Below are 25602 nucleotides of genomic sequence, written 5' to 3' on the forward strand. Positions count from 1 at the left end.
ATGGCCCGGCCACCCTTGCCTATTGGCACGTTGGGCACCATCCGCACAGAGAAGCTCGGCCCCAACCGGTACTGTGCCCGAGCCCGATACCGCGACCACGACGGCAGAACCCGCGACATCGAGGCGACCGACACCAGCGGCCCCGCCGCCATTCGAGCACTCAAGGTCAAAGCCCGCGACCGTGTCGCTCCCAACGACGACGAGATCACCCGGGAGACCCACGTCAGCGTGCTCGCCGCCCTGTGGCTCGCCGAGATCACCGCAGAGGAACGTCTAACGCCTCAAACCATCGGCAAATACGAAATCAGCGTGCGCGTCTCGATCGTGCCCGCCTTAGGCAACCTCCGCATTCGAGAAGCCGGCGTCGGTCGCCTCGACAAGTTCCTCCGAAAGGTTGCCGAGGACCGACCGACAGCAGCCAGGCTCGCGAAGGTCGCTCTCGCCCAGATGTTCGCCCTGGCCGTACGACGCGGTGCGCTGACAACCAACCCCGTACGCGAAACCAGCCGACTCCGCACGTCGCGCCGCGAGGTGGTCGCGCTGGAAGTCGGGCAACTAGAAGACGTCCGCTCAGCCATCCAGAGGTGGCAGCAGCCCACCCCGGGCAAACCCGGACCTCGGCACACCGGCGATCTGGCCGACATCGTTGACCTCATGCTCGCCACCGGCGCCCGCATCGGCGAAATCCTGGCGCTGCGCTGGGAAGACCTGGACCTCGCAGCCGAACACCCGACGCTCACCATCTGCGGCACGATCATCTACCTGAAGGGCAAAGGCTTCTTCCGGCAGGAGTGGACCAAGTCCGACGCCGGCTTCCGAAAGGTCGTTCTGCCTCGGTTCGCCGTCGGAATGCTGATAGCACGCAAGCTCAACGCCGCCGACAACCCCCACGATGCGATCTTCGCCTCCCGGCGCGGCACCTGGCTGTCCCCACAGAACGTCCGCCGCCAGTGGCGGCAAGCCCGCTCCGACGCCGGCCTCGAATGGGTCACCCCGCACACTTTCCGCAAGACCGTGGCCACCCTCATCGACAAGGAAGCTGACGCCAAGCGTGCCGCAGCCCAGCTCGGACACGCCACCGAGCAGGTCACCAACAGGCACTACATCGTCAAGCCAGCGCTCGCCCCAGACAGCTCCAGCATCCTCGAACAGCTCGGCGCCGGTCAGACGCGGATCGACCCTGAGCGCCGCCACAACGACCCAGGCATGGCCGGATAGACGGGCGGGGACGCCAGCGGGCGCACCTATGAGGCGGGCTGGTCGCAATCCGGTCGCCCAAGGGTGCTACCGGAAGAATCTCGGAGGACGATTCCTAATCACATAGATAGATTCTGACGTCCATGGCAGTCTTTCTGCTGGTCAGATCGGTGTGTCAGTACCTCGGCGGCGGGGACCGAATCTGCCGACAAGTGTTCGGCGAAGGCGTAATCGATCGCGTAGACGGGACGGCGACGCCATCATTGGCACGGCGCAGGCCAGGTTACCCCCCCTGGGTAGCGCCCCCTCCTTGTCCACTATCGCGCACCGCAACGACTCACTGGTCACACCCTTTGCAGTTATCAGGTCCACGTCGCTCAGGGTTGCGTGGGTCAGGTCCGCCTCGGTCAGGTCCGCCTCGGTCAAATTTGTGCCGCCCAGGTATGCGTAGGTCAGATCCGCGTCGGTCAGGCTCGCGTGGGTTAGGTCCGTGTAGTCCAGGGTCGCCTTGGTCAGGGTCGCGTTGGTCAGGGTCGCGTGGATCAGGGTCGTGCCGATCAGATCCGCGCGGGTCAGGTTCGCGTTGACTAGATCCGCGCGGGTCAGGTTCGCGTGGGTCAGGTTCACCCCGGTCAAGTCCGCGTGCTCCAGGTTTGTGTAGGTCAGGGTCGCGTTGGTCAGGGTCGTATTCGTCAGGTTCGCATTCGTTAAGGTCGCATTGGTTAGGTCCGTTTTGTCTAGGTTCGCGGAGGTCAGGTCCGAGCCGGTCAGGTTAGTGTCGGATAGGTCTGCGCCGATCAAATCCACACCGGTCAGATCGCTGTGGCTGAGATTGAGGTGCGGATGGCGTCGATCAGCGCTGTCGTGGGTGACGTCGCGGCGGCCTAACACGGTCACGGCTGCCTGGATATCGACTGGCGGACGAGGCAGGGCCGTAGGGGCACGGTTGGCTGCCGAGACGGGGATGACCCGCCTCGGTGCGGGGGAGTGAACCCGGACGAACGCGGCGAGGATATCGAGGACGGCGGGCTGGTCCCCGGCGGAGTCGCGCATGATGCGTTCCAAGGCCAAGATCGCCCCAAGACGAACATCCACCCTATCCGCGCCAGGCTGGCCGAGCTGCTCGATCGCCTTAGTGAACCGGTCGGTGATCTGCCCTTGAGCGGTAAGCCGCTGCTGCTCCCGGTTGGCCTCGTTCGTCTTCCGGTTGGCCTCGTTCGTAATGTACAGACCGATGGCCACGAAGAGCACCGACAGGATGCTGCCGATCGCCACGAGACGCTGCCATGGGTCGGGCTTGACCTCGATCGGACCCGCTGGGATCAACTCCACCCGAGCCGTAGCCAGTTGCGAGGAACGTAGCGCCCGAGACCGGGCCGGAAGCTGGCCTGCGGCTCTCCACTGCCCCCTTCCAGCAGATACACCTTGACGGGTTCCGGCATCCCGCCGGTCACGAAAGGTCGACACAGTCCTATTGCAGCCGATCACGACAAGGGACCAAGTATTGGATTGGCGATTCGACAGCTCGGCGGCCAGATCGAAGGATCAACCCGTTCTGTCGCTGTAAGTCCCTTGTAGGCGAAATTACCAGCGCCGGAAAAGTCTGTTTGGTGTTTCTCAGCCTCACGGGTGGCGATAGCGGGTCACGGCTGTGGTCGCGCACCAGCGGCCACCCTCATCGACAAGGAGGCTGACGCCAGGCGAACCACAGCCCAGCTCGCAGACGCCACCGAGCAGGTCGCCAACGGGAACTACGCCGTCAAGTCCGCCTGTACCCCGGATAGCTCCAGGTTCCTCGAACGGCTCGACGCTGGCCGTCAACGGCTGGGCCTACGCGCCCAGACCCATGTCAGACCGGATGGGCCCACGGGACGTCAGCCGACGGCCCACGATGCGCCGATCAGAACCTGATCGCCCAGACCGTTATTGGGGGGTTTTCGGGGGGCGATTCAAAACCGCATAGATAAACTTCGATGATCTGACCGTATTTCTGCTGGTCAGGACCTCGTACTGGTGCCCCCGGCAGGATTCGAACCTGCGACACACGGTTTAGGAAACCGATGCTCTATCCCCTGAGCTACGAGGGCGCGAGGGCCTAGTCTAGCGACCCGCGGGTGACCCGCGTTGGCAGGGAGTGACCCACGTTGACCTGCGCCGACCCAGGCATCCGCCGCCGCTGCCGACCACACACCGACCACACCGGGTAGGGCGACCACCAAGATCATTAACTTTCATCCGGCAGGAGAACCCGGACCGCGAGGACGGCCGACCTCCCCCGGTCGCGCGCAGGCCCGGATCGACGGTGTCGACCCGGGCCTGCGCGGCGTTCAGCGCGTCACTGGGTGACGGACGCCGTCAGCTGGAAGGGATTCGCCAGCAGCGGGCTGGTGCGGCGCGCCTCGACCACGAACTCCCAGACGCCCGGCTTCGGCTTGGCATAGCTGCGGGTGAACGGGTCACAGCCGTTGCCGTCCTGGTAGTTGGCGTAGCAGTAGATGGTGCCGGCGCTGGACTTCTCCGCCTCGAGACCGTCCGGCCCGAACGCCCACCAGCGGGTCTGGCTGTCGCCTGCCAGGCCGGCGAGGTGCACGGTCAGGTCGGTGGCGCCGGCCGGGACGGCGACGCTGTAGATGATCGTGTCATTCCGGTCGACGGTGCCCGTCACGGACCAGGTGGCGCCCGGCGTCAGCGGAGCGGCGGCCTCGACGGCCAGCATGGCGGACTGCTCGACGGCCTGCGTGGCGGCGTTATCGATGGTCAGCACGGCGCTGTGGATGCCCTGGCTGCCCGGGGCGGCGGTCACCTTGACCACGGTCGGGACGCCCTTCGCCAGGCTGACCTTGGCAGGCGCGGTGAACGTGCCGTCGTTGCCCCGCAGGTCGAGGACGTAGTCGTGCGCGCCGTCCGGGCCGCTGGTGCGGGTCAGGGTGACGTCATAGGTGCGGGACTCGCCCACGCCCTGGCCACCCTCGCCGGGCACGCAGCTGTTGTAGAGGCCGCTGCCGGTGTTCGGCGTGACGAGCGTGGCGGAGAGGCTGGTGCAGACCGGCGCGGAGACGGTCACCTCGTCGGTGCCGGCGACGCCCTTGGCCAGGTGCTGCCAGGCGTGCCCGACGTGGAACTCGCCGCGGCCCTGGGCGATGGCCGGCTCGTCCTTGTTGTAGTCGGCGGTCGAGTAGATGGCCCGGCGCAGCTCGACCGGGGTGGCGCTGACGCCGTTCTGGCGGGCGGCGGAGATCAGCAGCGCGGCAGCGCCGGTGGCCTGCGGGGAGGCCATCGAGGTGCCCTGCAGCATCGAGTACCCGGCCGGCAGGGTGTAGCCGGCGTCGGCAACGACGCTGTTGGCGATCCAGCTCGGGGTCGGAGCGATCGCCGCGCCGGGCGCGGTGATGTCCGGCTTGAAGCCACCGTCCTCCCGGGGGCCGCGCGAGGAGAACGGGAAGACCGCCCGCGACTGGGTCACGAAGGACCCGTAGTTGGCCCACCAGGTCTGCTTGGAGACCGAGGCGCCCACGCTGACCACCGTGTCGGCGGACGACGGGTCGCCCACGCTGTTGGTGCCGGCACCGGAGTTGCCGGCCGAGGAGAAGATCTGCACGCCGGTGGTGGCGATCAACCGGTCGTACAGCAGCGCCATGGCGCTCTGCCCGTCGTTGAGGGCCGGGCTGGAGCCGATGGAGAGGTTGATGACGTCGACGTGGTGGTTGGTGGCCAGGTCCACCATGCCGTCGGTGAGGGCGGCACTGGAGCAGCCGCTGTGCGTGCAGGCCCGCATGGAGACCAGCTTGGCACCGGGCGCCTGGCCGTTCATCTTCCCACTGAGGATCCCGTTCGCCGCGGCGATGCCGGCCACGTGGGTGCCGTGGGCCTCATCGAGCGTGTTGATGTTGACACCCAGGAGCCCCTTGCTGACCCGCCGCCCCTCGACCGTGAAGGGCTGGCGCTCGTTGGCCTCGGTGGCCGGGTTGTCGGTGCCGATGTAGCCGATCTGGTGGTTCTCCCGGTACGGCCGGTGGAGCTCGTCGGCGGTGAAGACGTAGTCCTGGTTGAGGTCCAGCCAGATCGCGCCGTCGGACTCGCGGAAGACGACGCCCAGGTAGCCGGTGAGGGTGGGGTCGGCGTAGCCGGCGATGGCGAGGTTTCTAGCCGAGAGGTACATGTCGTCGCCACCACCGTCGGGCATCGTCCAGGTGATGCCCTGCCTGTCGGCCGTCGGGCCGGTGACCTTGTTGCTGGCGTTGAGCAGCATCCAGGTGCGGTCGAAGAGCAGGTCGATGAAGTTGGTCGGGTTGGTGCCCACGACCGTGTCGACGAGTTTGCGCTCACCGGTCGTGGTGGTGGCCAGCGCCGGGTGGGTCGGGTCGACGCCGGTGTCCATGATGCCGATGGTCACGCCGCGGCCGTCGTAGCTGGGGTGCTCGGTCTTGAACGCCACCGAGCCGGTCTCCCGGGTCGGCATGTACGGGTTGTCGTCCGGGGTCGCCGCGGACGGCGCGGACGGCGCGGACGGCAGGTTGCCGGGCTGGCCGACGACGCCGGCGCCGGCGCCGGCCGTGGTCTCCTCCAACTTGAGCAACTCGTCGACGTCCACCCGGAGCACGGAGTCGAGGGCGACGGCCTGGTCCACCAGGGCGAACGGCACGTTCGTCTTGACGTAGCCGATCTCCGCATCGGTCCGGGTAACCTCGGCGCCGAGCTCGGTGAGCTGCCGGGCCACCTCGTCGGTGCGGCCCGACTTCACCGCGAGCATCAGGGTGACGAAGTCGGGGACCGGCTGGTCGGCGTCAGCCGGGACGCTGCGGGTCCGGGACTGGGCGGCGTACCTGGCGATCAGGGCCCGGTCGTGGCTGCCGAGCTTGTCGGCGACGCTGCCCGGCAGCGCGGCAGGGTCGGCGTGGGCGGGAACGGAGGACAGGGACAATCCGCCCACAACGAGTGTGGTGGCCAGCGCCGCGACGGCGCGACGGGTGCGTTTGACAGAGGAAGTCACTCGACATCCTTCAGAGGCAGGGATGGGCTGACGCGCACACACTGCCATCGGGAGACACCGGGCCATCAGGGCTCTGAGCTGGCACTTCATTGCCATGGCGTAAAAGCGTCAGTGGTCCGGCGGGGCCGGCCCGTCGGCTAGATCCAGTTGCGGCGCGCGGCCTGCCAGCCCAGTTGGATCCTGCTCTGCACCCCGGCGACGGTGAGCAGCCGCTGCACCCGGCGCTGGACCGTCCGCATGCTGATGCCCAACTGCGAGGCGATCGCCTGGTCGGTATAGCCGGCCAGGAGCAGGGCCAGCAGGCAGCGGTCGTCGGCTACCAGCGGACCGTCGGAGACCTCGGAGAGGGCGGCGGGCACCGGCAACGCCGACTCCCAGATCCGGTCCACGATCCAGGCGAGGCAGTCCACCACCGGACGAGCGCGCAGCACGAAGAGCACGGGCTGCTGCTCGGGAGGCAGATCGGGCGGCACGAGCGCTGCCTGCCGCCCGTCGATGACCATCAACTTGAACGGGACGATGGCCACCCGCGATTCCTCGCCGAGCGCGGCCCACTCCTCGAGCAACAGCGGGACCTGCAGGCTCTCCGGATCCAACAGGTCACGGTCGTACACGACCCGGTAGCGGACGCCGGCCCGCAGCGCCTCCCGCTGGGCGGCGTTCTCGGCGGCCGGCACGGCGACAGCCGGCCGCCGGCTCAGCGAGCAGATCTCCCGCGTCGCCTCACGCTGCAACATGGCGTACCGCTCGGCGATGGCCCGAGCACCCCGGACCACCTCGACCGCCTCGGTGCCGCCCCGCGCCTCCCGCGCGTGGAACCGCTCGGTCAGCTCCGCGATGACGGCCTGCGCCTTGCGCAGTTCGTCCATCCGGCGCAACGCCAGGAGCTTCAGGGTGGGGTCGGGCGGCGCGGCCCGGACCGCACCCATCGGGTCGGCCGGGATGTCCACCAACCCCTTGGCCTCCAGACCCGCCAGCGCCCGCCGGATCTCCGCACCGGACAATCCAGTCTGTTCGGATAACTCTTCCGGATCGGATGCTTGCCCGGCGGCAAGCGCCAGGTAGACCTTCTCCTCGCCGGGCTCGACGCCGACCGCCTCCAGCACCTGAACCTCCGCCCGGTGAACCCCGACAGCCCGCTTGAGCTGCGATTCTGCAGCAGTGTAAACAGCCCGTCGCGGATGCCAAGGCCCCTTCCGCTGGGCGGGATCCAGGCCCGATCCGCCTCGGTGACCGACCGCGGTGGGTACTCATCCGGGTGAGGACGAGTTCCCGGCGTACGGCCGGTGGAGCCGCCGGGGCTGGTCACGATGGCTTCGCCGACTCGGGACAAGCTGGCGTTGTTCGCCGACCGGTTCCGGGCCCGGGCCGACGTATACGCCGTGCGGTGGGACAACGTCCGTACCGGCGCCACCCCCATCCCCGTCCTCCGGCTACAAGGATGCGACCGAAAGCCAAGCGCGCTGGGCCTAGCCTGGTAGGCTAGCGGCCGTGGGCGGGTTTTCCGAGGATGAGCTACACGCGGTTGTCTCCCGGTACGAGGCGACGCGGGCGGCTGCGTTGACCGAGCGGGACGAGCAGCTGCGGGCGTTTCACGCCGCCGGCTGGCGGCCGGTGGATCTGCAGCGGGTCACCGGGTACAGCCGGGAGACGATCCGCCAGGCGCTACGACCGGAAGTCCGACGGGCGACCAACATCAACCGGCGCAGGACATCCCCCCGCCCGCCGACGGACTACCGGCCCTACGGCGAACGGAAGCCCTACGTGGTGGCCGAAACCCTCGCCGCGCTGCAGGGCCCGACCGACGGCACGGTGATGCTTCCGCGTCACCTCGACTGGTCCGGGCACGCCGAGTACGACCTGAACCGGCCCGCACGCCTGGCCAGCATGTACAAGGTGGTGCTCACCGAAGCCAGTACCGTCGAGGATCTGCACACCTGGCTCGACGCCGACCTCCTCCGGCGGCTCTGGCCCACCCTGTGGCTGCCACTCCAGCTCCGCCAACGCTGGGAAGAAGCCTTCCCCGAACTCGCCGCCACCCGCAATAACGCGGCATAGCGGTGGACCCCAAGGTCGAGCTTGGCGTGGACTGGCGTGCCAACGAACCGATCCTCATGGCGATCGGACCGGTACTGCACCCCGACGACGCGGTCGCGAACAAGATGGGCGCCCTCTACGGGCGGGCGTTCGCCCGCGACTTCATCGACATCGACGCCACGCTCCGATCCGGCCGCGACACCCGCGACGCCCTTCTCGCCCTCGCCGAGCGCGCCGACCGTGGCTTCGACCCGCGCATCTTCGCCGAAGCTCTCGGACAAGCCACCCACCTCGATCCCGACAACCGTCGGACCCGAAGACTTCCGCGGGCTACGCCGGCTCGCCGAGCGCCTCGGCAGTGACTTCGTCGCCGGCATCGTCCTCCATACCGGAACCTCCACGCTGCCGTTCGGCGACAGGCTCCGCGCCATGCCGGTCAGTGCCCTGTGGCAGACTTCAGCCCCGACAGCAGACTGACCTCGTCCGCAGGTCGCTCCTCGGCCGGTCAGGGCCGCCGAGGACGGAAGGGCGTGGTCTGCTGATCTTCAGCAAGCGATCACAACCGGACCGTGCAGCGGCCGGCACACAAGGCCAAGAAGCGAAGAGTCGCAGGTCATCGGCCTACGGACACCGGCGGAGCGGCGGGTTGGAAACCGATGCTCCATCCCCTGAGCTACGAGGGCGCGAGTGCCCAGTCTCGCGACCTGCGGGTTCAGCCGGGGTGGCACCGAGTGGCCCAGGCTCACCCGCGTCACCCGGACCTCGTTCTCCCAGACCAGGACCACAGCCCGAACACACGTCCCCCGGTTCGCGACCGACGGTCGGCGGCGGTGACCCGCGTTGGCACCGGTTCACCCCGGTTGGCATCCGTTGGAGAGCACGCACCGCAAGACCCGAATCGCAACGAGTCCGGCACGTGAAAGGAGGACGGCTCAGCGTCCAACGGACGGCTGGACGCGGCGCAGGAGACGCTGACGCCACTGTGGTCCGCGCCGGCCGAGTGGGGACCTGGTGGGGACGGCTGGATCGAATGCGAGTTGCTGACCACGGCCCCGTGACGGCAGGTGCCCCACGCGCGCCAGTTCGCTGAACGAGCAGGTTCCTTCGTCGCCGGCCCGGCCACGACTCCCGCCCTACGAAGTGGCTGAAACGCCGAACGGCGGCCCGCTGAGCCAGCCGGGCCGCCGTTCGTAGAGCGTGGATCAGAGCGGGCGGATGTTCTCCGCCTGCGGGCCCTTCTGGCCCTGGGTGATGTCGAACTCCACCTTCTGGTTCTCGTCGAGGCTGCGGAAGCCGCTCGCCGAGATCGCGGAGAAGTGGGCGAAGACGTCGGCGCCGCCGTCGTCCGGGCTGATGAAGCCGAAGCCCTTGTCGGCGTTGAACCACTTCACGGTACCTGTAGTCATGTCTGCTCCTTCGCAGGCTGTTGGAGACCGCACTGTGCGGACTCTTGTGCCACCGCGTTGATCACCCGCGTCGAAACGACACGACAAACGAAAGGCGCCTGGGTGGGTTTCGGATGCCCCATCAGGCGCCGGAAAACGTCTACGGAAATCAAAACTGCAACCTGGACACCCTAGCACGTGATCCCGTGGCGCCGCGAAGTCACCCCTGCCGCGGGCCTCGGCGAGCCGCCCCAGCGCGTCGTTGCTGCCATCCTGACGCCTGCCCGCACCGCAGCTGATCCCGCGCCGCGCCGCCGGGCCCTGCCGGTGAGCGCCGGGCCCTGCCGGTGAGCGCCCGGCCGTGATGTCGAATCCGACGGGGGAAAACCGCCAGGTGAAGGTGGGTGGTTGCCGGCTTCTGAGCGCGGACGGCGTTGCCTAACGTCGATCTTGTGATCGAACTACGGGAGTTGACCAAACGCTACGGGGCCCAGGTCGCCGTGGCCGGGCTGAGCGTCCGGGTCCAACCAGGGGTGGTGACCGGATTCCTCGGCCCGAACGGGTCCGGCAAGTCGACGACGATGCGAATGATCCTCGGTCTGGACGCCCCGGACCGGGGCGAGGCGCTGATCGGCGGCGTCCGGTACGCGGACCTGAACTGGCCGTTGAAGACCGTCGGCGCGCTCCTCGACGCCGGGGCGTTCCACCCCGGCCGCAGCGGTCGCGCGCACCTGGCCGCGCTGGCCGCGAGCAACGACATTCCCGGTTCCCGAGTCGAACAGGTGCTCCGGATGGTCGGTCTGGCCGACGCGGCGTCGCGCCGGGTCGGAACGTACTCGCTCGGCATGCGCCAGCGGCTCGGCGTCGCGGTGGCGCTGCTGGGCGACCCGGGCGTCCTGCTGCTCGACGAGCCGGTCAACGGGCTCGATCCGGAGGGTATCCGGTGGATCCGGGACCTGCTGCGGGGGCTTGCCGCCGAGGGCCGGACGGTGTTCGTGTCGAGCCATCTGATCGCCGAGATGGCCCTGACCGCGGACCGGCTCGTGGTCATCGGCCGGGGTCGGCTGCTGGCCGAGACCACCGTCGCCGAGCTGGTGGCCGGCCACGACAACCTGGAGGACGCGTTCTTCCGGCTCACCTCGCAGACCACCGACTACCGCGGAACGGAAGTGTCATGAACGGCTACGGATTCCGGCAGGTGACCCGGATGGAGTGGATCAAGCTGCGCAGCGTCCGGTCGACGTGGTGGCTGACGACGGCGACGGTGGCCTCGATGGCCGTGGTCGGGACCGGGGTGGGACTCGGCTACCGCTCGCACACCCCGGTCGCCACGGCGGCCCAGATCCTGAACAACAGCCTCAGCGGCGCCATTCTGGCCCAGTTGCTGCTCGGCACGCTCGGCGTACTGCTGGTGACCGGTGAGTACGGCACCGGGCAGATCCGTTCGACGTTCGCCGCCGTACCGCGACGTCGGACCGTCCTGGCCGCGAAGGCCGCGGTGTGCTGCGGTACGGCTCTCGCCGTCGGCCTGGTCGCGAGCTTCGCCGGCTATCTCGGCGGGCAGCTCGCCATCCGCGGTACCGCCATCCCGGCCGCCGCGCTGGGAGACCCGGCGAACTTACGTGCCGTCCTGCTGACCGGCGGGTATCTGGCCGCCACGGCGCTGATCGGGGTCGGCATCGGAGCGGTCCTGCGGCACTCGGGCGCCGCGATCGGCACGCTGTTCGGCCTGATGTTCGTCCCCATGATCGCGGTCGGCCTGTTCGGCGAGAGTGGTATCGCGGTCGGACGCTTCGTCCCGGTGCTGATGCTGCTCAACTCGATCGCGGTGACCTCACCCATACCCGGACTGTTCCCCGGGTGGATCAGCATGATGGTGATGTCCGGATACGCGGCCGTGGCGATCCTCTGCGGCGGCGTTCTGCTCCGCCATCGCGACGCGTGACCGATGATGACGCGTGACCGACGACAGCGCATGACCGACGATGGCGCGTGACGGACGATGGCACGTGACCGACGATGGCGCGTGACCGACGATGGCGCGTGACGGATGGCAATGGACCGATGACGACAGGTGACAACGGTGGCCGTTGACAGTGGGCCGATGACGGCGCTGCGCGCGCCGTTCACCGTACGGGCCCTGCGCCAGACCGCGTTCTGCCTGGCCGGTGTGGTCAGCGCGGTCGCCGTCCTGGCCGTACCGGCGCTTGTGCCCGCCCTGAGCGTCCTCATCCTCTGGGCGACCGGGGGCATGTCCCAGCAACCCGCACCGGCGGTCGCGCCGCTGTTTCTGATCCTCTTCCCGCTCGGCGTCGCGCTCCTGGTGGTGCTGGCCGCCCCGCTCGGGCGTGCGCTGGGAGCCGTGCACCGCCGGCTCGCGGACCGGTTGCTCGACGTGCGCGTGACCGCTCCGCCGCCCCGGCCATCGAGGCGGATCGGCGCCCTGGTGGCCGACGGGCCGGGGTGGCGTGCCGTCGGGTACGCCCTGCTCAAGGTGCCACTGGCCGTCCCCCAGGGCTACGGCGTGTTCTGCTACGTGTTCGGAGTGGTCAACCTCAGCTACCCGGTGTGGTGGCCGCTGTTCCGCAATCATCCGCCCGGCACTCGCCTCGGGCCGGTGTGGGCGCTGACTCCGTTCGGCACCATCGGCGCCCGGACGTTCGCCGGCACGTTCCTCATCGCCGCGGCCGGTCTCGCCATGCTGCTGGTCTCGCCCTGGTTGATGCGGGCCGGCACGACACCGGACGTCGCCGCGCTGCGGCGGCTGCTCGGCCCACGCCGGCTCGCCGAGCGGGTACGCGAACTGCAGGCCAGCCGGGCGCGCGCGATCGACGATGCGGCCACGATGATGCGCAGGCTGGAACGGGATCTGCACGACGGCGCGCAGGTCCGGCTGGCCACGCTGGCGATGAACCTCGGCATGGCGACTGAGAAGCTGGGTGTCGACGGCCCACCGCCCGATCTCGCGCAGGCCCGCGAACTGGTCGCGCTCGCCCACCGCGGCGCGAAGGATGCCCTGGCCGATCTGCGCGACCTGGTCCGTGGGATCCATCCGCCGGTGCTCGACAGCGGTCTCGGCGACGCGTTGGCGACGCTCGCCACCAGCAGCGCGGTCCCCGTCGCGGTGACGGTCGAGTTGCCCGACCGTCCGGCACCTGCCATCGAGACCATCGCCTACTTCTGCGCCGCCGAACTGCTCGCGAACGCGGCGAAGCACAGCCGGGCGACCCGGATCGGGCTCGGCGTCGTCGGCGCGGGCAAGCGTCTGACGCTGATCGTCACGGACGACGGCACCGGTGGGGCGAACCCGGACGGCCCCGGCCTGACCGGCCTGGCCAGCCGCATCGCGGTGGTGGACGGTCGGATGCGCGTGCACAGCCCGGCCGGCGGTCCGACCCGGATCGAGATCGAACTACCCACACAGGTGTGAACGGAGGCGACGGTATGCGGGTGGTGATCGCGGAGGACGCCGCGATGATGCGCGAAGGGCTGACCCGGTTGCTCACCGACCGCGGTTTCGACGTGTGTGCGGCGGTGGCCGACGCGGACACGTTGCGCTCCGCCGTCGCCGCCGTCATGCCGGACGTGTGCGTCGTCGACATCCGGATGCCGCCGACGCACACCGATGAGGGGCTGCGCGCCGCGATCGACATCCGACGCGACCATCCCACGGTCGGTGTGCTGGTGTTCTCGCAGTACGTCGAGACCCGTTACGCGACCCGCCTGCTCGCCGACCGGCCCAGCGGCGTCGGCTACCTGCTCAAGGACCGCGTCGCCGACGTCGCCGACTTCGTGGACGCGCTGACCCGGGTGGCGTCCGGCGGCACCGCGCTGGATCCGGAGGTGGTCGGCCACCTGATGCGGGCCGGGCGGGACACGGTCGGGCTGATGTCGCTGACCCCACGGGAGCGTGAGGTGCTCTCGTTGATGGCCGAGGGCCGGTCCAACGCCGGGATCGCCGCGGCGCTCGTCATCACCCCCGGGGTGGTGGAGAAACACGTCGCGAACATCTTCGCGAAGCTCGGCCTGCCGTCTTCGGACGGCGACAACCGCCGGGTGTTGGCCGTCCTGCGCCACCTCGGCGGTTGACCGCACCGCCCGGAATCCACCGTGACACGTACCCGCCGGCTGGCAACCGAGGCGGCGGCCAGCCGGCGGGGACAGTTCGTGGGTCAGGGGACGAAGGTGACGTCGCACAGTCGTGGCGACGGACCGTCCAGAACGTGCCCGTCCCGGCCGCGTAGCCACCTGTCGAAGAAGGCGGTGACCAGGGTCTCCTCGGTGTGGACGGCCCGGGTCGGCTCGATGTCGCCGATGGCCTCGGTGACGAAGCTGTGGGGAAGGCCGAGCTGCCGGGCGATCTGCGGGAGCAGCGGCACGGTGTCCTTGTAGGAGTCCTCGCTCTTCGCGCCGTCGAGCCGCAGGTCGACGTGCCAGCCGGTGCTGTTGTCCCACAGCATCCGCCAGGACGGCGTCTGATGGTGGTCGGTGCCGGGGTCGCCCACGAACATGAACGGCCCGTCCAGGCCGCGCCGAGCCACCGGCCACAGCTGGAGGGGATCCGGGATGACCGGTGACTCGATGCTGCCGCCCATGTCGATCGCGGCCCTGATGCGGGAGTCCGCACTCATTGCCTGCAAGGCGGTCAGCCCGCCCGCGGAGACGCCGAACATGCCTGTCCGGTCGAGATCCAGGGCGCCGGCGATGCCACCGGGAAGCGGCCCACCCTCCGCGTCCGGGTTCGTACCCCGGTCGAGGGCCACCAGTTGATCGAGCACGAAGCGGGTGTCCTCGACCCGCGTGTCGAACACCCTGGCCCCCAGCCTCTGGAACTCGTCGGGCTGCTGTGCCTGCCCGAACGCCTCCGGCAGCACGGTGCCGACGACGCGGCCGTCCGGGAACTCCACCTCGGAAGCGTCGTAGGTGTGATCGATGGTTACCACCACGTACCCGCGGCTGGCCAGGTCCTGCACCAGGGTGGTGCCCCAGGTCCGTGGGTCGCCGGCACCGGCGGAGTACAACACCACCGGGAACGGCCGCTCGTGCCGGGCCACCGGCGCGCCCTGGTGGCCGCTGGTCCGGGTCGCGGCGAAATCCACCGAGTCCGCCGGTATGCCGTACAGGCTGGTGCCACCGCCGGCCGCGCTGCCGAAGTGGGCCGCCGCGCCGGGCAGCATGTGGGGTGCCCGCGGGAAGCGGCCCACGTCCGTGGCCGGATACCAGAGGCTGACCATCAGCTCGCGGTGGACCGGGGTTGCCGACCACGGGTCGGTGCGGGAGCGGTCGACCAGGTGCAGGTCGACCGTACCCACCGGATGGGGCCCCGTCGGCGCCGGCAGTCGCAGTCGAACGGGCCCGTCGGCTCGCCGCTGAGCCTGCGGTGTGACGTTGCCGGCGGCGGAGGAAGGCGCCGCGGACGCGACCATGACCAGGCCGACAGTCAACGAGGCGAATATGGTTGTGCGGAATCTCCGTACCACGAACGGCTCCTAAGAAGACCAGGGCTGCGCCTGCGGCTGCCCTTCATCGGTCTCACGCTATGAGCGCGACGCAGATCGACAGAAGGCAGCTTCCGCCCATATTCGTGCCGGGGATAACCCCCGCAACCCCGCAACCAAGTGACATTCGGTCCGCCATTGTCAGGCGTCAGGAGCTGACGACCTTGCCGGAATTACACACGTAGTCGACGCCGCCCTTTTCGATGCAGGCAGCCATGACGTAGGTGTTGTCCTCGGGAAGATTGCCCGTTACCCAACCACTCTGGTAAGGCGAGGCGTGGCCGGCGGTCGTCGCCGCACGGCCGGTGCTCAAATAGGCGCTGATGCCGTACCCGTCCGCCAACGTGTCTCCCGCCGCCAGAGCGTCACCCGGGTTGTCTCCACAGGGATCCCTGCTCCACACGGCATACCCCGCGCGTTCGCCGGTGCTCCAGTAGACGTCGCTGTAGACGAACGGGCAGCCCGCGATGAAAACCTGGCGGCTGACCATCGTCAGCGTCGGAGGTGGGGCCGCCACCGCCGCTCCGCCGGTGGTGAGCAGGCCGGCGAGCGCAACTCCCAGGGTCGTCAGCACCGCCACCGGCCGGTGTGTCACACGCATGGATACCTCTTTCCGTTGGCGCCGAGGAAAAATCAGGCCAAGTGCCGGCGGAGCAGGGCGGTGGCGGTGTCGATCAACGTCCGGCCGGGTGGGGTGGCCTCGACCAGTTGCCCGTAGGCCGAGCGGGCCTCGACGTGGTGCCGGTCCATGAGCACCCCGATCGCCCGCTGGATGAGGTCACGGCGGTGCAGCGCACCGGCGAGCCCGGCGAGCAGTTGCTCACTGCCGACGTCCAGCCGGGCCTGCGGCAGCCCGCCTTCACCGTGGTAGCAGGATTCCACCCGCTGGATCAGCGCACGCATCCCGGCGGCGTCCCGGGCGTACAGGTTCAGCGCGGCGACCGGTTCGCCGCTACCGGCGTGGAGCGGGACCGACAACGACGCCCGGACCCCGTAGCGCCAGGCCGTGTCGCGGAAGCCGGGCCACACCACCACGCCCGCCACATCGGATACGCCGACCGTCTCGTCGTTGTGCAGAGCGGCCAGGCAGGGACCGGCGTCCTCGGCGTACTGGGCCAGGTCGACGGCCACCGCCGCCTCGTCGCTGGCGAAGCGGGTCCGGTCTCCCTCCGGGGTGTGCACGGTGACCGAGGCGAAATCCACCGGGTCTACCGTCTCCGCGCACAACCGGACGATCCTGCGCAGGTGCTCCGGCACCGCTGGAGCGTCATCGGGCAGTCCGGCGAGGCTGAGCAGCGTACCGGTCAGAGTGGTCTCGTCCGGCCCGGCGGCGGCGGGATCCCTGTTCGGCTTCGGCATGGGGGCGATCCTTGTCGGCCGGCTCATGCCGGCAGGTGAAAGACGTGGCGGCGGGGTGCCCGTCGGGTGCCGGAACATCGCCCCGGATTCTGCCGGAACATCGCCCCGGATTCCGATGGGTCATGACTGTCGCCCTACCCACCCGGGGCCCAGCCAATCGCATCAGCCGGGGTGTGTGTGGCGGACGGATGTGGGTAGGACAGGCGGCAACCGCCGGTGCCTACCCCCCGGTATCCGGCGGTGACGGCCTGTTCGTCCCCGACCTGCCGGCCACGCCGGCTGACAAGGACTGTTCCGATGACGCAGCCGACCGCGGGCTCCGCCGACGCCTTCGCCGAACTCGGTCGAATCAGGTTGGACGAGACCAGCCTGGACAACATGCTGCGCCGGGTCGCCGAGTTGGCCCACCGGAGCATCCCCGGAACGAGGGATGTCTCGGTGACGCTGATCCGGGGTCGGCAGAGGCAGACCATGGCCGCCACCGGCAAGCTGGCCCAGGAACTCGACGAGTGGCAGTACGAGCACAACCGGGGGCCCTGCCTGGACGCCTCCGTCAGCGGCGACAGCGTCTCGGTGCCGGACATGGCCGCGGAGGAGCGCTGGCCGGCGTGGGCGGCCGCGGCCCGCTCCGCCGGGGTCGAGAGTTCGCTGTCGATCGGGTTGCCGATCCAGGAGTCGGTGGTGGGCGCGCTGAACGTCTACGGCGGGGTGGCGTACACCTTCGACCCGCCGGCCATCGCCGTCGCGCGGGAGTTCGCGGCGTACGCGGCGGTGGCGCTGGCCAACGCCCACCTCTACGAGGATGCCGCCACGCTGGCGCAGCAGATGCAGGAGGCGATGCGCGGCCGGGCGACGATCGAGCAGGCGAAGGGGATCATCATGGGGGAGCGGCGCTGCTCTCCCGAGGAGGCGTTCGGGCTGCTGTCGAAGATCTCCCAGGACACCAACCGCAAGGTCCGGGACGTGGCCGGGGCGCTCGTGGCCAGAGCCGTCGAGGGAGGGACTCGTGGTTGACCGGATCGCCGACCCGTGGGGTGAGCGGACCCCGTACGGGCCAGGGCAGGACTGGCCGGTACGGGTGGACCGGTTCCTCGACGGCGACCGCACCGAGGCGGACGTGGACCGGTGGGTGCAGTCGGCGTCGGTGCTGCACTCCAACGGGGACGCGCTGGACATCGCGGTCGCCGACGGGCGGATCGTCGGGGTACGCGGCCGGGCTGTGGACCGGATCAACCGGGGCCGCGTCGACCCGAAGGACCTGTACGGCTGGCAGGCCAACCACAGCCCGGACCGGCTGACCCGCCCGCTCGTCCGCGACGGTGACCGCCTGGTCGAGACGGACTGGGACACCGCGATGGGCCGCGTCGTGGCCCGGTCGAAGGAACTCCTCGACGGCCCGGGCGGCTGGGGACATTTCGGCTTCTACACCAGCGGGCAGTTGTTCCTGGAGGAGTACTACACGCTCGGGGTGATCGGTAAGGCCGGCCTGGGCACCCCGCACATGGACGGCAACACCCGGTTGTGCACCGCGACGGCGGCGGCGGCGCTGAAGGCGAGCTTCGGCACCGACGGGCAGCCCGGTTCGTACACCGATGTGGATCACTGCGACGCGATAGCGCTGTGGGGCCACAACGTCGCCGAGACGCAGACGGTGCTGTGGATGCGGATGCTCGACCGGCGGCGCGGCCCGAATCCGCCGGCGATGCTGGCGGTGGACCCCCGGGCCACCCCGGTCGCCAGGGAGGCCGACCTGCACCTCGCCGTGCGCAACGGTACCAACATCGCACTGGTGAACGGTCTGCTGAGGGAGATCATCCGGCGGGGCTGGTACGACCGCGACCACGTCGACGCGCACACCCTGGGCTTCGAGGAGCTGCGCCGGATCGTCGACGGCTACCCACCGCGCCGGGTCGCCGACATCTGCGACGTGCCGGCGGCCGACGTGGAGCGCGCCGCCGAGCTGCTGGGCGCCTCGCAGCGGTTGCTGTCGACCGTGTTGCAGGGCTTCTACCAGTCCAACCAGGCGACCGCGGCCGCCTGCGGCGTCAACAACCTGCACCTGATCCGGGGCATGATCGGCCGCCCCGGTGCCGGGATCTACCAGATGAACGGCCAACCCACCGCGCAGAACACCCGGGAGACCGGCGCCGACGGCGACCTGCCCGGCCTGCGCAACTGGGAGAACACCGCCCACATCGAGGAGTTGGCGCGGCTGTGGAACGTCGAGGCGGACACCATCCCGCACTGGGCGCCGCCGACGCACGCCATGCAGATCTTCCGGTACGCGGAGCAGGGCTCGATCAAACTGCTGTGGATCACCGCCACCAACCCGGCCGTCTCGTTGCCGGAGCTGTCCCGGATCCGGCGCATCCTCAGGCAGCCGGACCTGTTCGTGGTCGTCCAGGATCTCTTCCTGACCGAGACCGCCGAACTGGCCGACGTGGTGCTGCCGGGCGCCACGTGGGGAGAGAAGACCGGCACGTTCACCAGCGTCGACCGCACCGTGCACATCTCCGACAAGGCGGTCGACCCACCCGGCGAGGCAAGACCCGACCTGGACATCTTCCTCGACTACGCCCGCCGGATGGACTTCCGGGACAAGGACGGCCACCCCCTGATCCGGTGGACCGGGCCGGAGGAGGTGTTCGATGCCTGGCGAGAGTGCTCGCGCGGCCGACCCTGCGACTACACCGGCATCACCTACGGGAAGCTGCGCGGCGGCTCCGGCATCCAGTGGCCCTGCACCGACGAGCACCCCGACGGCACCGAGCGGCTCTACCCCGACGGGCACTTCAACACCGACCCCGACTACTGCGAGACCTACGGCCACGACCTCGCCACGGGCGCCGAGTTCACCGAATCCGAGTACCGGGCGAAGGAGCCGGGTGGGCGGGCGTTCCTGCACGCCGTCGACTACCAACCCTCACCGGAGGTGCCCGACGACGAGCGCCCGCTGATGCTCACCACCGGCCGCACCGTCTACCACTTCCACACCCGTACCAAGACCGGCCGCGCCCCACAGTTGAACGCCGCCGCCCCGGACGTGTGGGCCGAACTCCACCCGGGCGACGCCGAACGCCTCGGTATCGGCGAGGGCGACCTCGTCGGCATCTCCTCCGGCCGGGGCGGCATCGAGGCCCGTGCCCGGATCAGCGGCATCCGCCCCGGCGTGGTCTTCGTGCCGTTCCACTACGGCTGGTTCGACCAGGACCCGCACGACCGCACCCCCCGCGCCGCCAACGAGCTGACCATCACCGCCTGGGACCCGGTGTCCAAGCAGCCGCTGTTCAAGGTTGCCGCCGTCGCGGTGACGAAACTCGCCGACAGCGGCGGCGTACCGTCACCGGCGCCGACGGTCGGCGGCAGCGCGCCGCTGCCGGACGCCGGCCTACCACCCACGGTCGGCGGGCCGGCCGCCCAGGCCACCAGCGGGAAGGAGTGAGCCGTGCATCTCGCCCACTACCTCGGCCTGCTGCACCGCGCCCAGGTCAACCTCGCCGAGGCGTTCCGGCAGGTCGCCGACGCGCACGCCGAGGAACCCGACATCCAGCACCTCTGTCAGCAGCAGGCGCAACGCTGCGACGCGCACGCCGGGCAACTGCGCCCGTTCGCCGCCCGTTACGCCGAGGACGCCCCCGCCGAACCCGACCGGCTGCACTCGCAGCTGTTCACCGGCACCCGTGCCGGTGGCATCGGCCTCCTGCGTGACCTTCAGGACCTGTACCTGATGGCCGCCGAATGCGACATCACCTGGACCGTCGTCGGTCAGGCTGCCTACGGCGCCCGCGACGAGGACCTGCTCGCGGTCGTGAAGCGCTGCGAGGGCGAGACGGCGATCCAGCTCAAGTGGCTGCGTACCCGGATGAAGGCCGCCGCGCCCCAGGCGCTCGTCGTCGCCGACTGACAGAGCCGCCGGGCGGGGCCGGTCAGCGCAGCAGGACCGGCCCCGCGTCTTGGCCAGCTCCGGCCGGCGGGCTCAGCCTTCCACGCCGGTGGCGGCGTGCGCGGCACCGACGGGCTTGGACTGCGACGATCCCCGCTGCCGCAGGTAGATCGCCAGGATCACCATCGACGTGACGGCCAGCAGTTCGGACTGCCAGTTCTGCAGGGTGCGGTTCCAGAAGTCGGGTAGCAGCAGGTACCGGCCCCAGGACACCGGATCCTGGAGGTTGCCGAGCTGGTCCTCGTTGTACGCGGCGACCCCGCTGATGGACTGGGCCAGCCACGACAGCACGAAGATCGCACCCATCACCAGGCCCAGCGAGTGGGAGAACAACGCCCGCCGCAGGCCGCCGACGCGCGCCCAGGCCGGTGACGTGTCGGTGGCGTACGGGCCGACCAGTTGATCCTGGTCCGATTCCTTGCCGGCCTTGTCCAGTTCCTTGGACTCCGGTGAACCCCTCTGCAGCAGCCACACCGTCAGGAAGATGTAGAGGAAGAACTGCAGGTACTCCGACTGCCAGTTCTCGGTGACATCCACGGCGAAGCTCGCCGACGTGAGGTACCGGCCGAACGGAATCGGCGGCAGGCCCTCGCTGAGTTGCCGTTGGTTGAAGTCGGCGTGCCCGGCGAATGCCTGGGCGACCAGCGCGACGAGAAACAGCAGACCGAAGACCAGCCCGAGGGAGTTCTGGCGCAGGAATCGCCTCACCGGTGCAGCACCCCCAACGCGGTGAAGTAGACGAGGCCGGTGGCGACCACGAGCAGCAGCAGCACGAATTGGAACCGCATGGCTCAACCTCCCTGCAACACGCAGTCGTAGGGCTTCTCGCCCCGGCTGGTGCAGCCCGCGGCCACCACGCGCCAACCCCCGGGGAAGATCGCGAGGAAGACGGTGTCGTCGCTGAGCCGCACCTGCGCCCGCTGGCCGTACACGTCACTGGCGGTCAACGTGCCCGGTTCGGGCAGGTCCTCGGCCAGGATCGCCTCCGGGCACGGCCGGTCGGCGGACTGCTCAAGCTCGGCGACGGTGTCGGGGGCCAACAGAGCGCAGGCCGCAGCCCCATCCTTGTCGGCGATGGCGCTCAGCATCCGTACCGCGATGGCGGCGGCCGCATCACCACGGTCGGTCACCGAACTGCAACCTGTCACCGTCACCACGGTCAGAGCTGCGCCCAGCACTGCACCTGCGAACCTCATGTGGGCCTGTCTTACCCCGTTCGCCGTCGCCCAATCGAGGATTGGATCACCGGTTGGCTGCCCAGGCCGGCGCAACAGCCCGGCACCCGGGCTGTCCTGCCGGGCCAGGCCCCAGGCTGCCCTGACGGGCCGCGCGATCCCGGACTGACCGGCCGGCATGGCGACCGGTGGTCAACCGTCCCGGCGGACCGGTGGGGACTCCACCATCGTGGCGACGAGATCGGCCACCGGCACGGTGGCGAACCCGACCCGGTTGTCGCCGGCACCGTACGGCAGCCAGAGGTCGCCGTCGTGGACGAGCGCGCCGCAGGAGTAGACGACGTTGGGAACGTATCCGTCCCGTTCGGCCTCGTCGGGTGCCAGGAGCGCGCCGGGGAGCCGGGCGATGACCCGTTCGGGCCGGTGCGGGTCGAGCAGGAGCGCACCGATGGCGTACCGGCGCATCGGACCGACGCCGTGGGTGAGCACGAGCCAGCCGGCGTCGGTCTCGACGGGGGACCCGCAGTTGCCCACCTGGATCAGTTCCCAGCTGTCCCGGGGGGCGTGCAGCGGCACCGGTTCCCGCCACCGGTTCTCGCTGTCCAAGAAGGTCAGGCCGATGGTTTCGCCGTCGGCGCGGCACAGGGCCAGGTGCCGGCCGGCGACGGTACGGGGGAACAGCGCGACGCCCTTGTTGCGGGCGCCCGGTCCGCGCATCGGAGTGCTCTCGAAGCGGCGCAGGTCCCGGCTGGTCAGCGCGCGGGTGGCGATGTGTCGGCCGTCGTAGGCGGTGTAGGTGGCCCGGTACACCGGTCCGGATTCATCGATGAACCGGACGAACCGGGCGTCCTCCATGCCGTTGCTCTCCGCCGGTACGGCCGGCCAGAGCACCCGTTGGGGCAGTGCGGTGTCGGCGGGGAAGGCCGTGGCGTAGCTGGCGGCGTTGGCCCGGCGGACGTGTTCCAAGGTGCCCGGTCCGGTGCTGCGGGAGAGCAGGTCCGCTGGCAGGTTGCCGAGCACCCGGTCGAAGGTGGCCCCGTCGTAGCGTTCGGGCAGGGCGTCCAGCACGGTGGCGGTGATCTCGTTGTCGCAGTCCAACTCGGCCAGGCCGGCGGCGAGCAGGTCCCGACGGTGCCGTACGCCATCCCGCTGCCCGACGACCAGCGGGCCGGACCGGTCGGCGACAGCGAGCCGGCGCCCGGGTCCGAGGACCGCGCTGGCGAACCCGATCGACGACAGGTGACCCTCGCCGATCTGACGCAGGCTGACCGCGACGCGTAGCTGCCCGGCGGTCAGGCCGGACTGGTCGGGGTGGGCCACCATCGACGGGTTGCACAGGGCGGCCGCTTCGACCGCGTACTCGTGGCTGAAGTAGGCGCCGATCAGGAGCCGGGTGGTGGGGGACAGGTCCCGCACCTGGGCGATGCGGTGCCGGACGAGATCGAAGTGATGCTGGAAGGTGCCGGCCAGGTCACGGTGTCGGGCGCCGAACCGGTCGAAGGTGTCCCGCAACAGCCTGCCGGTCTCCTCGTCGTCAAGGTGCGCGACGCGGTCGATCAACGCCATCGTGCGGCTGCGTACCACCGTGGCGTCCTCACCGGGGACGAAGAGCTTGACGATGACCCGGCGGGCGTCCGGGACGAGGCCGAGGCCCTGCCGGACGGCCCGGACGCCGGTCACGACCACCGCCGGGCGGCCGGGTCGAGGGGGTCGCGGGCCAGGCGTGGAACGTGTTGCAGGGTGGCGATGAGGGCGAGGGTGGATTCGGCGCCCTGGTTTCGGTTGGGCCCGTGCGGGGTGAGGCCGTCGTAGCCGCCGCCGGTCGCCGGGTCCCACATCGGGGTGTCGACGTCGTTGTCGCCGAGGAACCATCCGACCGCCTGGTGTATCCCGGTTTCCCAGCCGGGGTCACCGGTGACGGTGGCGGCGGTGGCGCAGGCGTCGGCGAAGGCGGCGACCTCGATCGGCTGCTGGTCGTGGCGCGACCGGGCCGCACCACGCTGCCAACCACCGGCGGGTACGACCGACAGGTGCCCGTCGTGGAGCTGGATGTCGCGTAGCCAGGCCAGCATCCGCAGGCCGTCGTCGAGGGGCGGACCGCCGTGCCGCAGTTGGCTGGCGGCGATGACGACCTCCGCGAGGGCCGCACTGGCGTACGTGAGTCGCTGTTGCGGCCAGGACCACCGTGGGTCGGATCCGGGGGCACCGATCACGGCCGCCGCATCCGTCAGCAGCGTGGCCGCGGCGGTGTGGGACGGGTGGCGGCGTAGCACCTCGGCGGCGCCGAGCCCGGCGAAGGCCATGGCGTGCGGGGCGGGGGAGCGCCGGTTGGCGCCTCGGTTGAAGGCGACGAGCGCCTCCTCCCGGATCCAGCCGGCGGGGCTGCGCGCGGCGGCGGTGCCCAGCCCCCACAGCGCCCGGCCCCACCAGTCGCCCAGCCTGGGCTCGTCGGTCCACCGCCGGTCGTGACCGAGCCGGTTGCGGAAGGCACCGCCGCTGTCCTGGGCGTGGGTCAGGAAGGCGAGGTAGCGCTCGGTGAGCCGGAACACCTCCTCGGTCGGCGCCGGCTCGCGGCTGGTGACGACCAGCCCGCGCGCGACGTCATCGGTGCAGTAGCCGTGCTCGCGACGGACGATGGCGTGTCGGGCGTGCTCGAACAGCCCGGTGTCGTCGCTCAGCCGGAGCAGGTGCGCGAAGTCCGGTCCGGGCGGGGTCGGTCGGGGTCCGTTGTCCGGCGCGCCGGGACGGCGGGCGGTGGCGGTCACGCGAACGCCGAACTGACCACGGGACGGCGGACGGTGGCGGTCACACCGACGCCGAACTGACCACGGGGAGGTGGGCGGCGACGAGCCGCTCGGCGAGCGTGCCGTAACTGGCCGCCACCGTCGACCAGCGCAGGTCCGCCGCCCGAGGCCGGGCCCGGCCGACCAGCCGGGCGGCCAGGCCGGGCTCGGTCAGGATCCGCCGGATCGCGACGGCCAGCGCCGTCGGGTCCTGATGGGGTACGACCAGGCCGGGACCGTCGGTGAGCAGTTCGACGGCGTGCGGGAACGCGGTGGCCGCGACGGGCACCCCGGCGGCCACCGCCTCGATGAGCACCCCGGAGGTGACCTGTTCCCGGGAGTCGTAGGGCAGCACGACCACGTCGGCGGAGCGGATCAGGCCGCCGAGGGTCCGTTGGTCGTGGTAGGCGTCCTGGTAGTCCACGGCGTGTCCGACGCCCAGCTGCGCGCCGAGCCGGTGCAGTTCCGCCCGGTACGCCTCCCCCTGCCGCTCGAGCACCTTCGGGTGGGTCCGGCCCGCGACGGTGTAGGTGGGGGTGGGGTCGAGGTCCTGCAACCGCGCGAGGGCCCGCAGCGACCACTCGACGCCCTTGCCCGGTCCGAGCAGTCCCCAGGTCAGCAGGTGCGGGCGGGTACGACGGTCGGTGGCCGCGCCCACGTGCTCGGCGGCGCCGTGCGGGATGACCGTGACCTTGGCCCGCCGTACGGTGTAGCCGACGAGCAACCGGGTACGAGCCGTGTCGGTCATCGTGACGACCGCTCCGGCGGCGGTGACGATCTGCTCCAACAGGGACCGCTGCCGGGCCGAGGGCTGGCGGAGCACGGTGTGCAGGACGACGATGCTCGGCACCGTGAGGCAGCGCAGCAGCGGCAGGATGTCCTCGCCGTCCGCACCGGGGTAGATGCCGTACTCGTGTTGCACGACGGCCACGTCGAAGGTGTTCAGGGCCGCCGCGGCGGCCTGCCAGCCGGCCTGGTCCCGCGTCGACCAGGTGTGCACGACCCCGGGTCCGGCCCGCAGGTCGTCGCCGTGGTCGGTGACCCGGACGATGCCGCCACGGGTGCCGTCGGCGGTCAGCTGGGCGGCGAGGGCCGCGTTGAAGGTGGCCAGGCCGCACCGGGTCGGCGGGTGCGTGCTGAGAAATCCGTAGCTGGGCATTGGCGTCGGGCCTTCCGGTTGTCGGCCGCCCGGGGTTCGGCGGCGGGCGCACGCCGGCCGTCGTGCGTGGCCGGCG

21 protein-coding genes, 1 tRNA gene and 1 pseudogene are annotated in these 25602 nt (G+C 70.3%); 10 read left to right on the forward strand and 13 right to left on the reverse strand.

What is annotated here, in order from left to right; genetic code table 11:
• Window positions 1–1218, forward strand: coding sequence for a tyrosine-type recombinase/integrase (locus ACXN5W_RS19510; protein WP_473159763.1), 1218 nt, complete (start codon window positions 1–3; stop codon window positions 1216–1218).
• Between the two features lie 141 nt (window positions 1219–1359).
• On the opposite strand, the gene ACXN5W_RS19515 is transcribed toward ACXN5W_RS19510, so the two are convergent.
• The 4 genes from ACXN5W_RS19515 to ACXN5W_RS19530 all read right to left on the reverse strand — a co-directional run bounded on the left by ACXN5W_RS19515 (window position 1360) and on the right by ACXN5W_RS19530 (window position 7293).
• Window positions 1360–2472 carry a pentapeptide repeat-containing protein gene (locus ACXN5W_RS19515; RefSeq protein WP_473159764.1) on the reverse strand — a complete coding sequence of 371 codons (1113 nt, stop codon included), beginning with the start codon at window positions 2470–2472 and terminating at the stop codon, window positions 1360–1362.
• A gap of 736 nt (window positions 2473–3208) precedes the next feature.
• Window positions 3209–3284: transfer RNA gene (locus tag ACXN5W_RS19520), tRNA-Arg, on the reverse strand.
• Between the two features lie 248 nt (window positions 3285–3532).
• Entirely contained in the window at window positions 3533–6187 is a 2655-nt protein-coding gene (locus ACXN5W_RS19525) for a S8 family serine peptidase (protein WP_473159765.1), read from the reverse strand.
• A gap of 137 nt (window positions 6188–6324) precedes the next feature.
• Complete coding sequence (locus ACXN5W_RS19530; RefSeq protein WP_473159766.1) at window positions 6325–7293, reverse strand: helix-turn-helix domain-containing protein; 969 nt, start codon at window positions 7291–7293, stop codon at window positions 6325–6327.
• A gap of 385 nt (window positions 7294–7678) precedes the next feature.
• On the opposite strand from ACXN5W_RS19530, the gene ACXN5W_RS19535 reads away from it, so the two are divergent.
• Together ACXN5W_RS19535 and ACXN5W_RS19540 are read left to right on the forward strand one after the other, a co-directional pair.
• Window positions 7679–8245, forward strand: a complete 567-nt coding sequence (locus ACXN5W_RS19535; RefSeq protein ID WP_473159767.1) for a hypothetical protein — start codon at window positions 7679–7681, stop codon at window positions 8243–8245.
• Between the two features lie 11 nt (window positions 8246–8256).
• A pseudogene (locus ACXN5W_RS19540) lies at window positions 8257–8586 on the forward strand (nucleotidyl transferase AbiEii/AbiGii toxin family protein); the annotation flags it as partial.
• An 840-nt stretch (window positions 8587–9426) separates the two neighbouring features.
• Here ACXN5W_RS19540 and cspE read toward each other — a convergent pair.
• On the reverse strand, window positions 9427–9630 hold the full coding sequence (gene cspE, locus ACXN5W_RS19545; protein ID WP_013283833.1) for a transcription antiterminator/RNA stability regulator CspE: 204 nt from the start codon (window positions 9628–9630) through the stop codon (window positions 9427–9429).
• A 431-nt stretch (window positions 9631–10061) separates the two neighbouring features.
• Here cspE and ACXN5W_RS19550 point away from each other — a divergent pair, with 431 nt between their 5' ends.
• From ACXN5W_RS19550 to ACXN5W_RS19565, 4 genes are all read left to right on the forward strand, one after another.
• A complete protein-coding gene (locus ACXN5W_RS19550) occupies window positions 10062–10787 on the forward strand; it encodes an ABC transporter ATP-binding protein (protein WP_473159768.1) in 726 nt (241 codons plus the stop codon).
• Window positions 10784–11554, forward strand: a complete 771-nt coding sequence (locus ACXN5W_RS19555; RefSeq protein WP_473159769.1) for an ABC-2 transporter permease — start codon at window positions 10784–10786, stop codon at window positions 11552–11554. Before ACXN5W_RS19550 ends, ACXN5W_RS19555 begins: the two co-directional genes overlap by 4 nt.
• A gap of 159 nt (window positions 11555–11713) precedes the next feature.
• The gene (locus ACXN5W_RS19560) at window positions 11714–13039 is read left to right on the forward strand and encodes a sensor histidine kinase (protein ID WP_473159770.1); all 1326 of its coding nucleotides are present in this window, start codon (window positions 11714–11716) and stop codon (window positions 13037–13039) included.
• 14 nt (window positions 13040–13053) lie between these two features.
• Window positions 13054–13698, forward strand: coding sequence for a LuxR C-terminal-related transcriptional regulator (locus ACXN5W_RS19565; RefSeq protein WP_473159794.1), 645 nt, complete (start codon window positions 13054–13056; stop codon window positions 13696–13698).
• 83 nt (window positions 13699–13781) lie between these two features.
• Here the strand turns inward: ACXN5W_RS19565 and ACXN5W_RS19570 are convergent, their stop codons facing one another.
• The 3 genes from ACXN5W_RS19570 to ACXN5W_RS19580 all read right to left on the reverse strand — a co-directional run bounded on the left by ACXN5W_RS19570 (window position 13782) and on the right by ACXN5W_RS19580 (window position 16466).
• Entirely contained in the window at window positions 13782–15035 is a 1254-nt protein-coding gene (locus ACXN5W_RS19570) for an alpha/beta hydrolase family protein (protein WP_473159795.1), read from the reverse strand.
• A 220-nt stretch (window positions 15036–15255) separates the two neighbouring features.
• Window positions 15256–15708 carry a hypothetical protein gene (locus ACXN5W_RS19575; protein WP_473159771.1) on the reverse strand — a complete coding sequence of 151 codons (453 nt, stop codon included), beginning with the start codon at window positions 15706–15708 and terminating at the stop codon, window positions 15256–15258.
• Window positions 15709–15740: 32 nt separating this feature from the next.
• A complete protein-coding gene (locus tag ACXN5W_RS19580; RefSeq protein WP_473159772.1) occupies window positions 15741–16466 on the reverse strand; it encodes a GAF and ANTAR domain-containing protein in 726 nt (241 codons plus the stop codon).
• 297 nt (window positions 16467–16763) lie between these two features.
• Here ACXN5W_RS19580 and ACXN5W_RS19585 point away from each other — a divergent pair, with 297 nt between their 5' ends.
• Genes ACXN5W_RS19585 through ACXN5W_RS19595 form a run of 3 tightly spaced genes read left to right on the forward strand, consistent with a single transcriptional unit; the run spans window position 16764 to window position 20370 of the window.
• Complete coding sequence (locus ACXN5W_RS19585) at window positions 16764–17480, forward strand: GAF and ANTAR domain-containing protein (protein WP_473159773.1); 717 nt, start codon at window positions 16764–16766, stop codon at window positions 17478–17480.
• Complete coding sequence (locus ACXN5W_RS19590) at window positions 17473–19908, forward strand: molybdopterin oxidoreductase family protein (RefSeq protein ID WP_473159774.1); 2436 nt, start codon at window positions 17473–17475, stop codon at window positions 19906–19908. Before ACXN5W_RS19585 ends, ACXN5W_RS19590 begins: the two co-directional genes overlap by 8 nt.
• 3 nt (window positions 19909–19911) lie before the next feature.
• A complete protein-coding gene (locus ACXN5W_RS19595) occupies window positions 19912–20370 on the forward strand; it encodes a hypothetical protein (RefSeq protein ID WP_473159775.1) in 459 nt (152 codons plus the stop codon).
• A 72-nt stretch (window positions 20371–20442) separates the two neighbouring features.
• Here ACXN5W_RS19595 and ACXN5W_RS19600 read toward each other — a convergent pair whose 3' ends face one another.
• The 5 genes from ACXN5W_RS19600 to ACXN5W_RS19620 all read right to left on the reverse strand — a co-directional run bounded on the left by ACXN5W_RS19600 (window position 20443) and on the right by ACXN5W_RS19620 (window position 25526).
• Window positions 20443–21117 carry a DUF6766 family protein gene (locus tag ACXN5W_RS19600; RefSeq protein WP_473159776.1) on the reverse strand — a complete coding sequence of 225 codons (675 nt, stop codon included), beginning with the start codon at window positions 21115–21117 and terminating at the stop codon, window positions 20443–20445.
• 83 nt (window positions 21118–21200) lie between these two features.
• A complete protein-coding gene (locus tag ACXN5W_RS19605) occupies window positions 21201–21539 on the reverse strand; it encodes a hypothetical protein (protein ID WP_473159777.1) in 339 nt (112 codons plus the stop codon).
• A gap of 237 nt (window positions 21540–21776) precedes the next feature.
• Window positions 21777–23264 (reverse strand): glycoside hydrolase family 130 protein, encoded by a 1488-nt coding sequence (locus tag ACXN5W_RS19610; RefSeq protein WP_473159778.1) that lies wholly within the window; start codon window positions 23262–23264, stop codon window positions 21777–21779.
• Entirely contained in the window at window positions 23261–24349 is a 1089-nt protein-coding gene (locus ACXN5W_RS19615) for a glycosyltransferase (protein WP_473159779.1), read from the reverse strand. Before ACXN5W_RS19615 ends, ACXN5W_RS19610 begins: the two co-directional genes overlap by 4 nt.
• Window positions 24350–24389: 40 nt before the next feature.
• Entirely contained in the window at window positions 24390–25526 is a 1137-nt protein-coding gene (locus ACXN5W_RS19620) for a glycosyltransferase (protein ID WP_473159780.1), read from the reverse strand.
• Between the last annotated feature and the right edge of the window lie 76 nt (window positions 25527–25602).

The sequence above is a fragment of the Plantactinospora sp. A48 genome, from assembly GCF_055793945.1.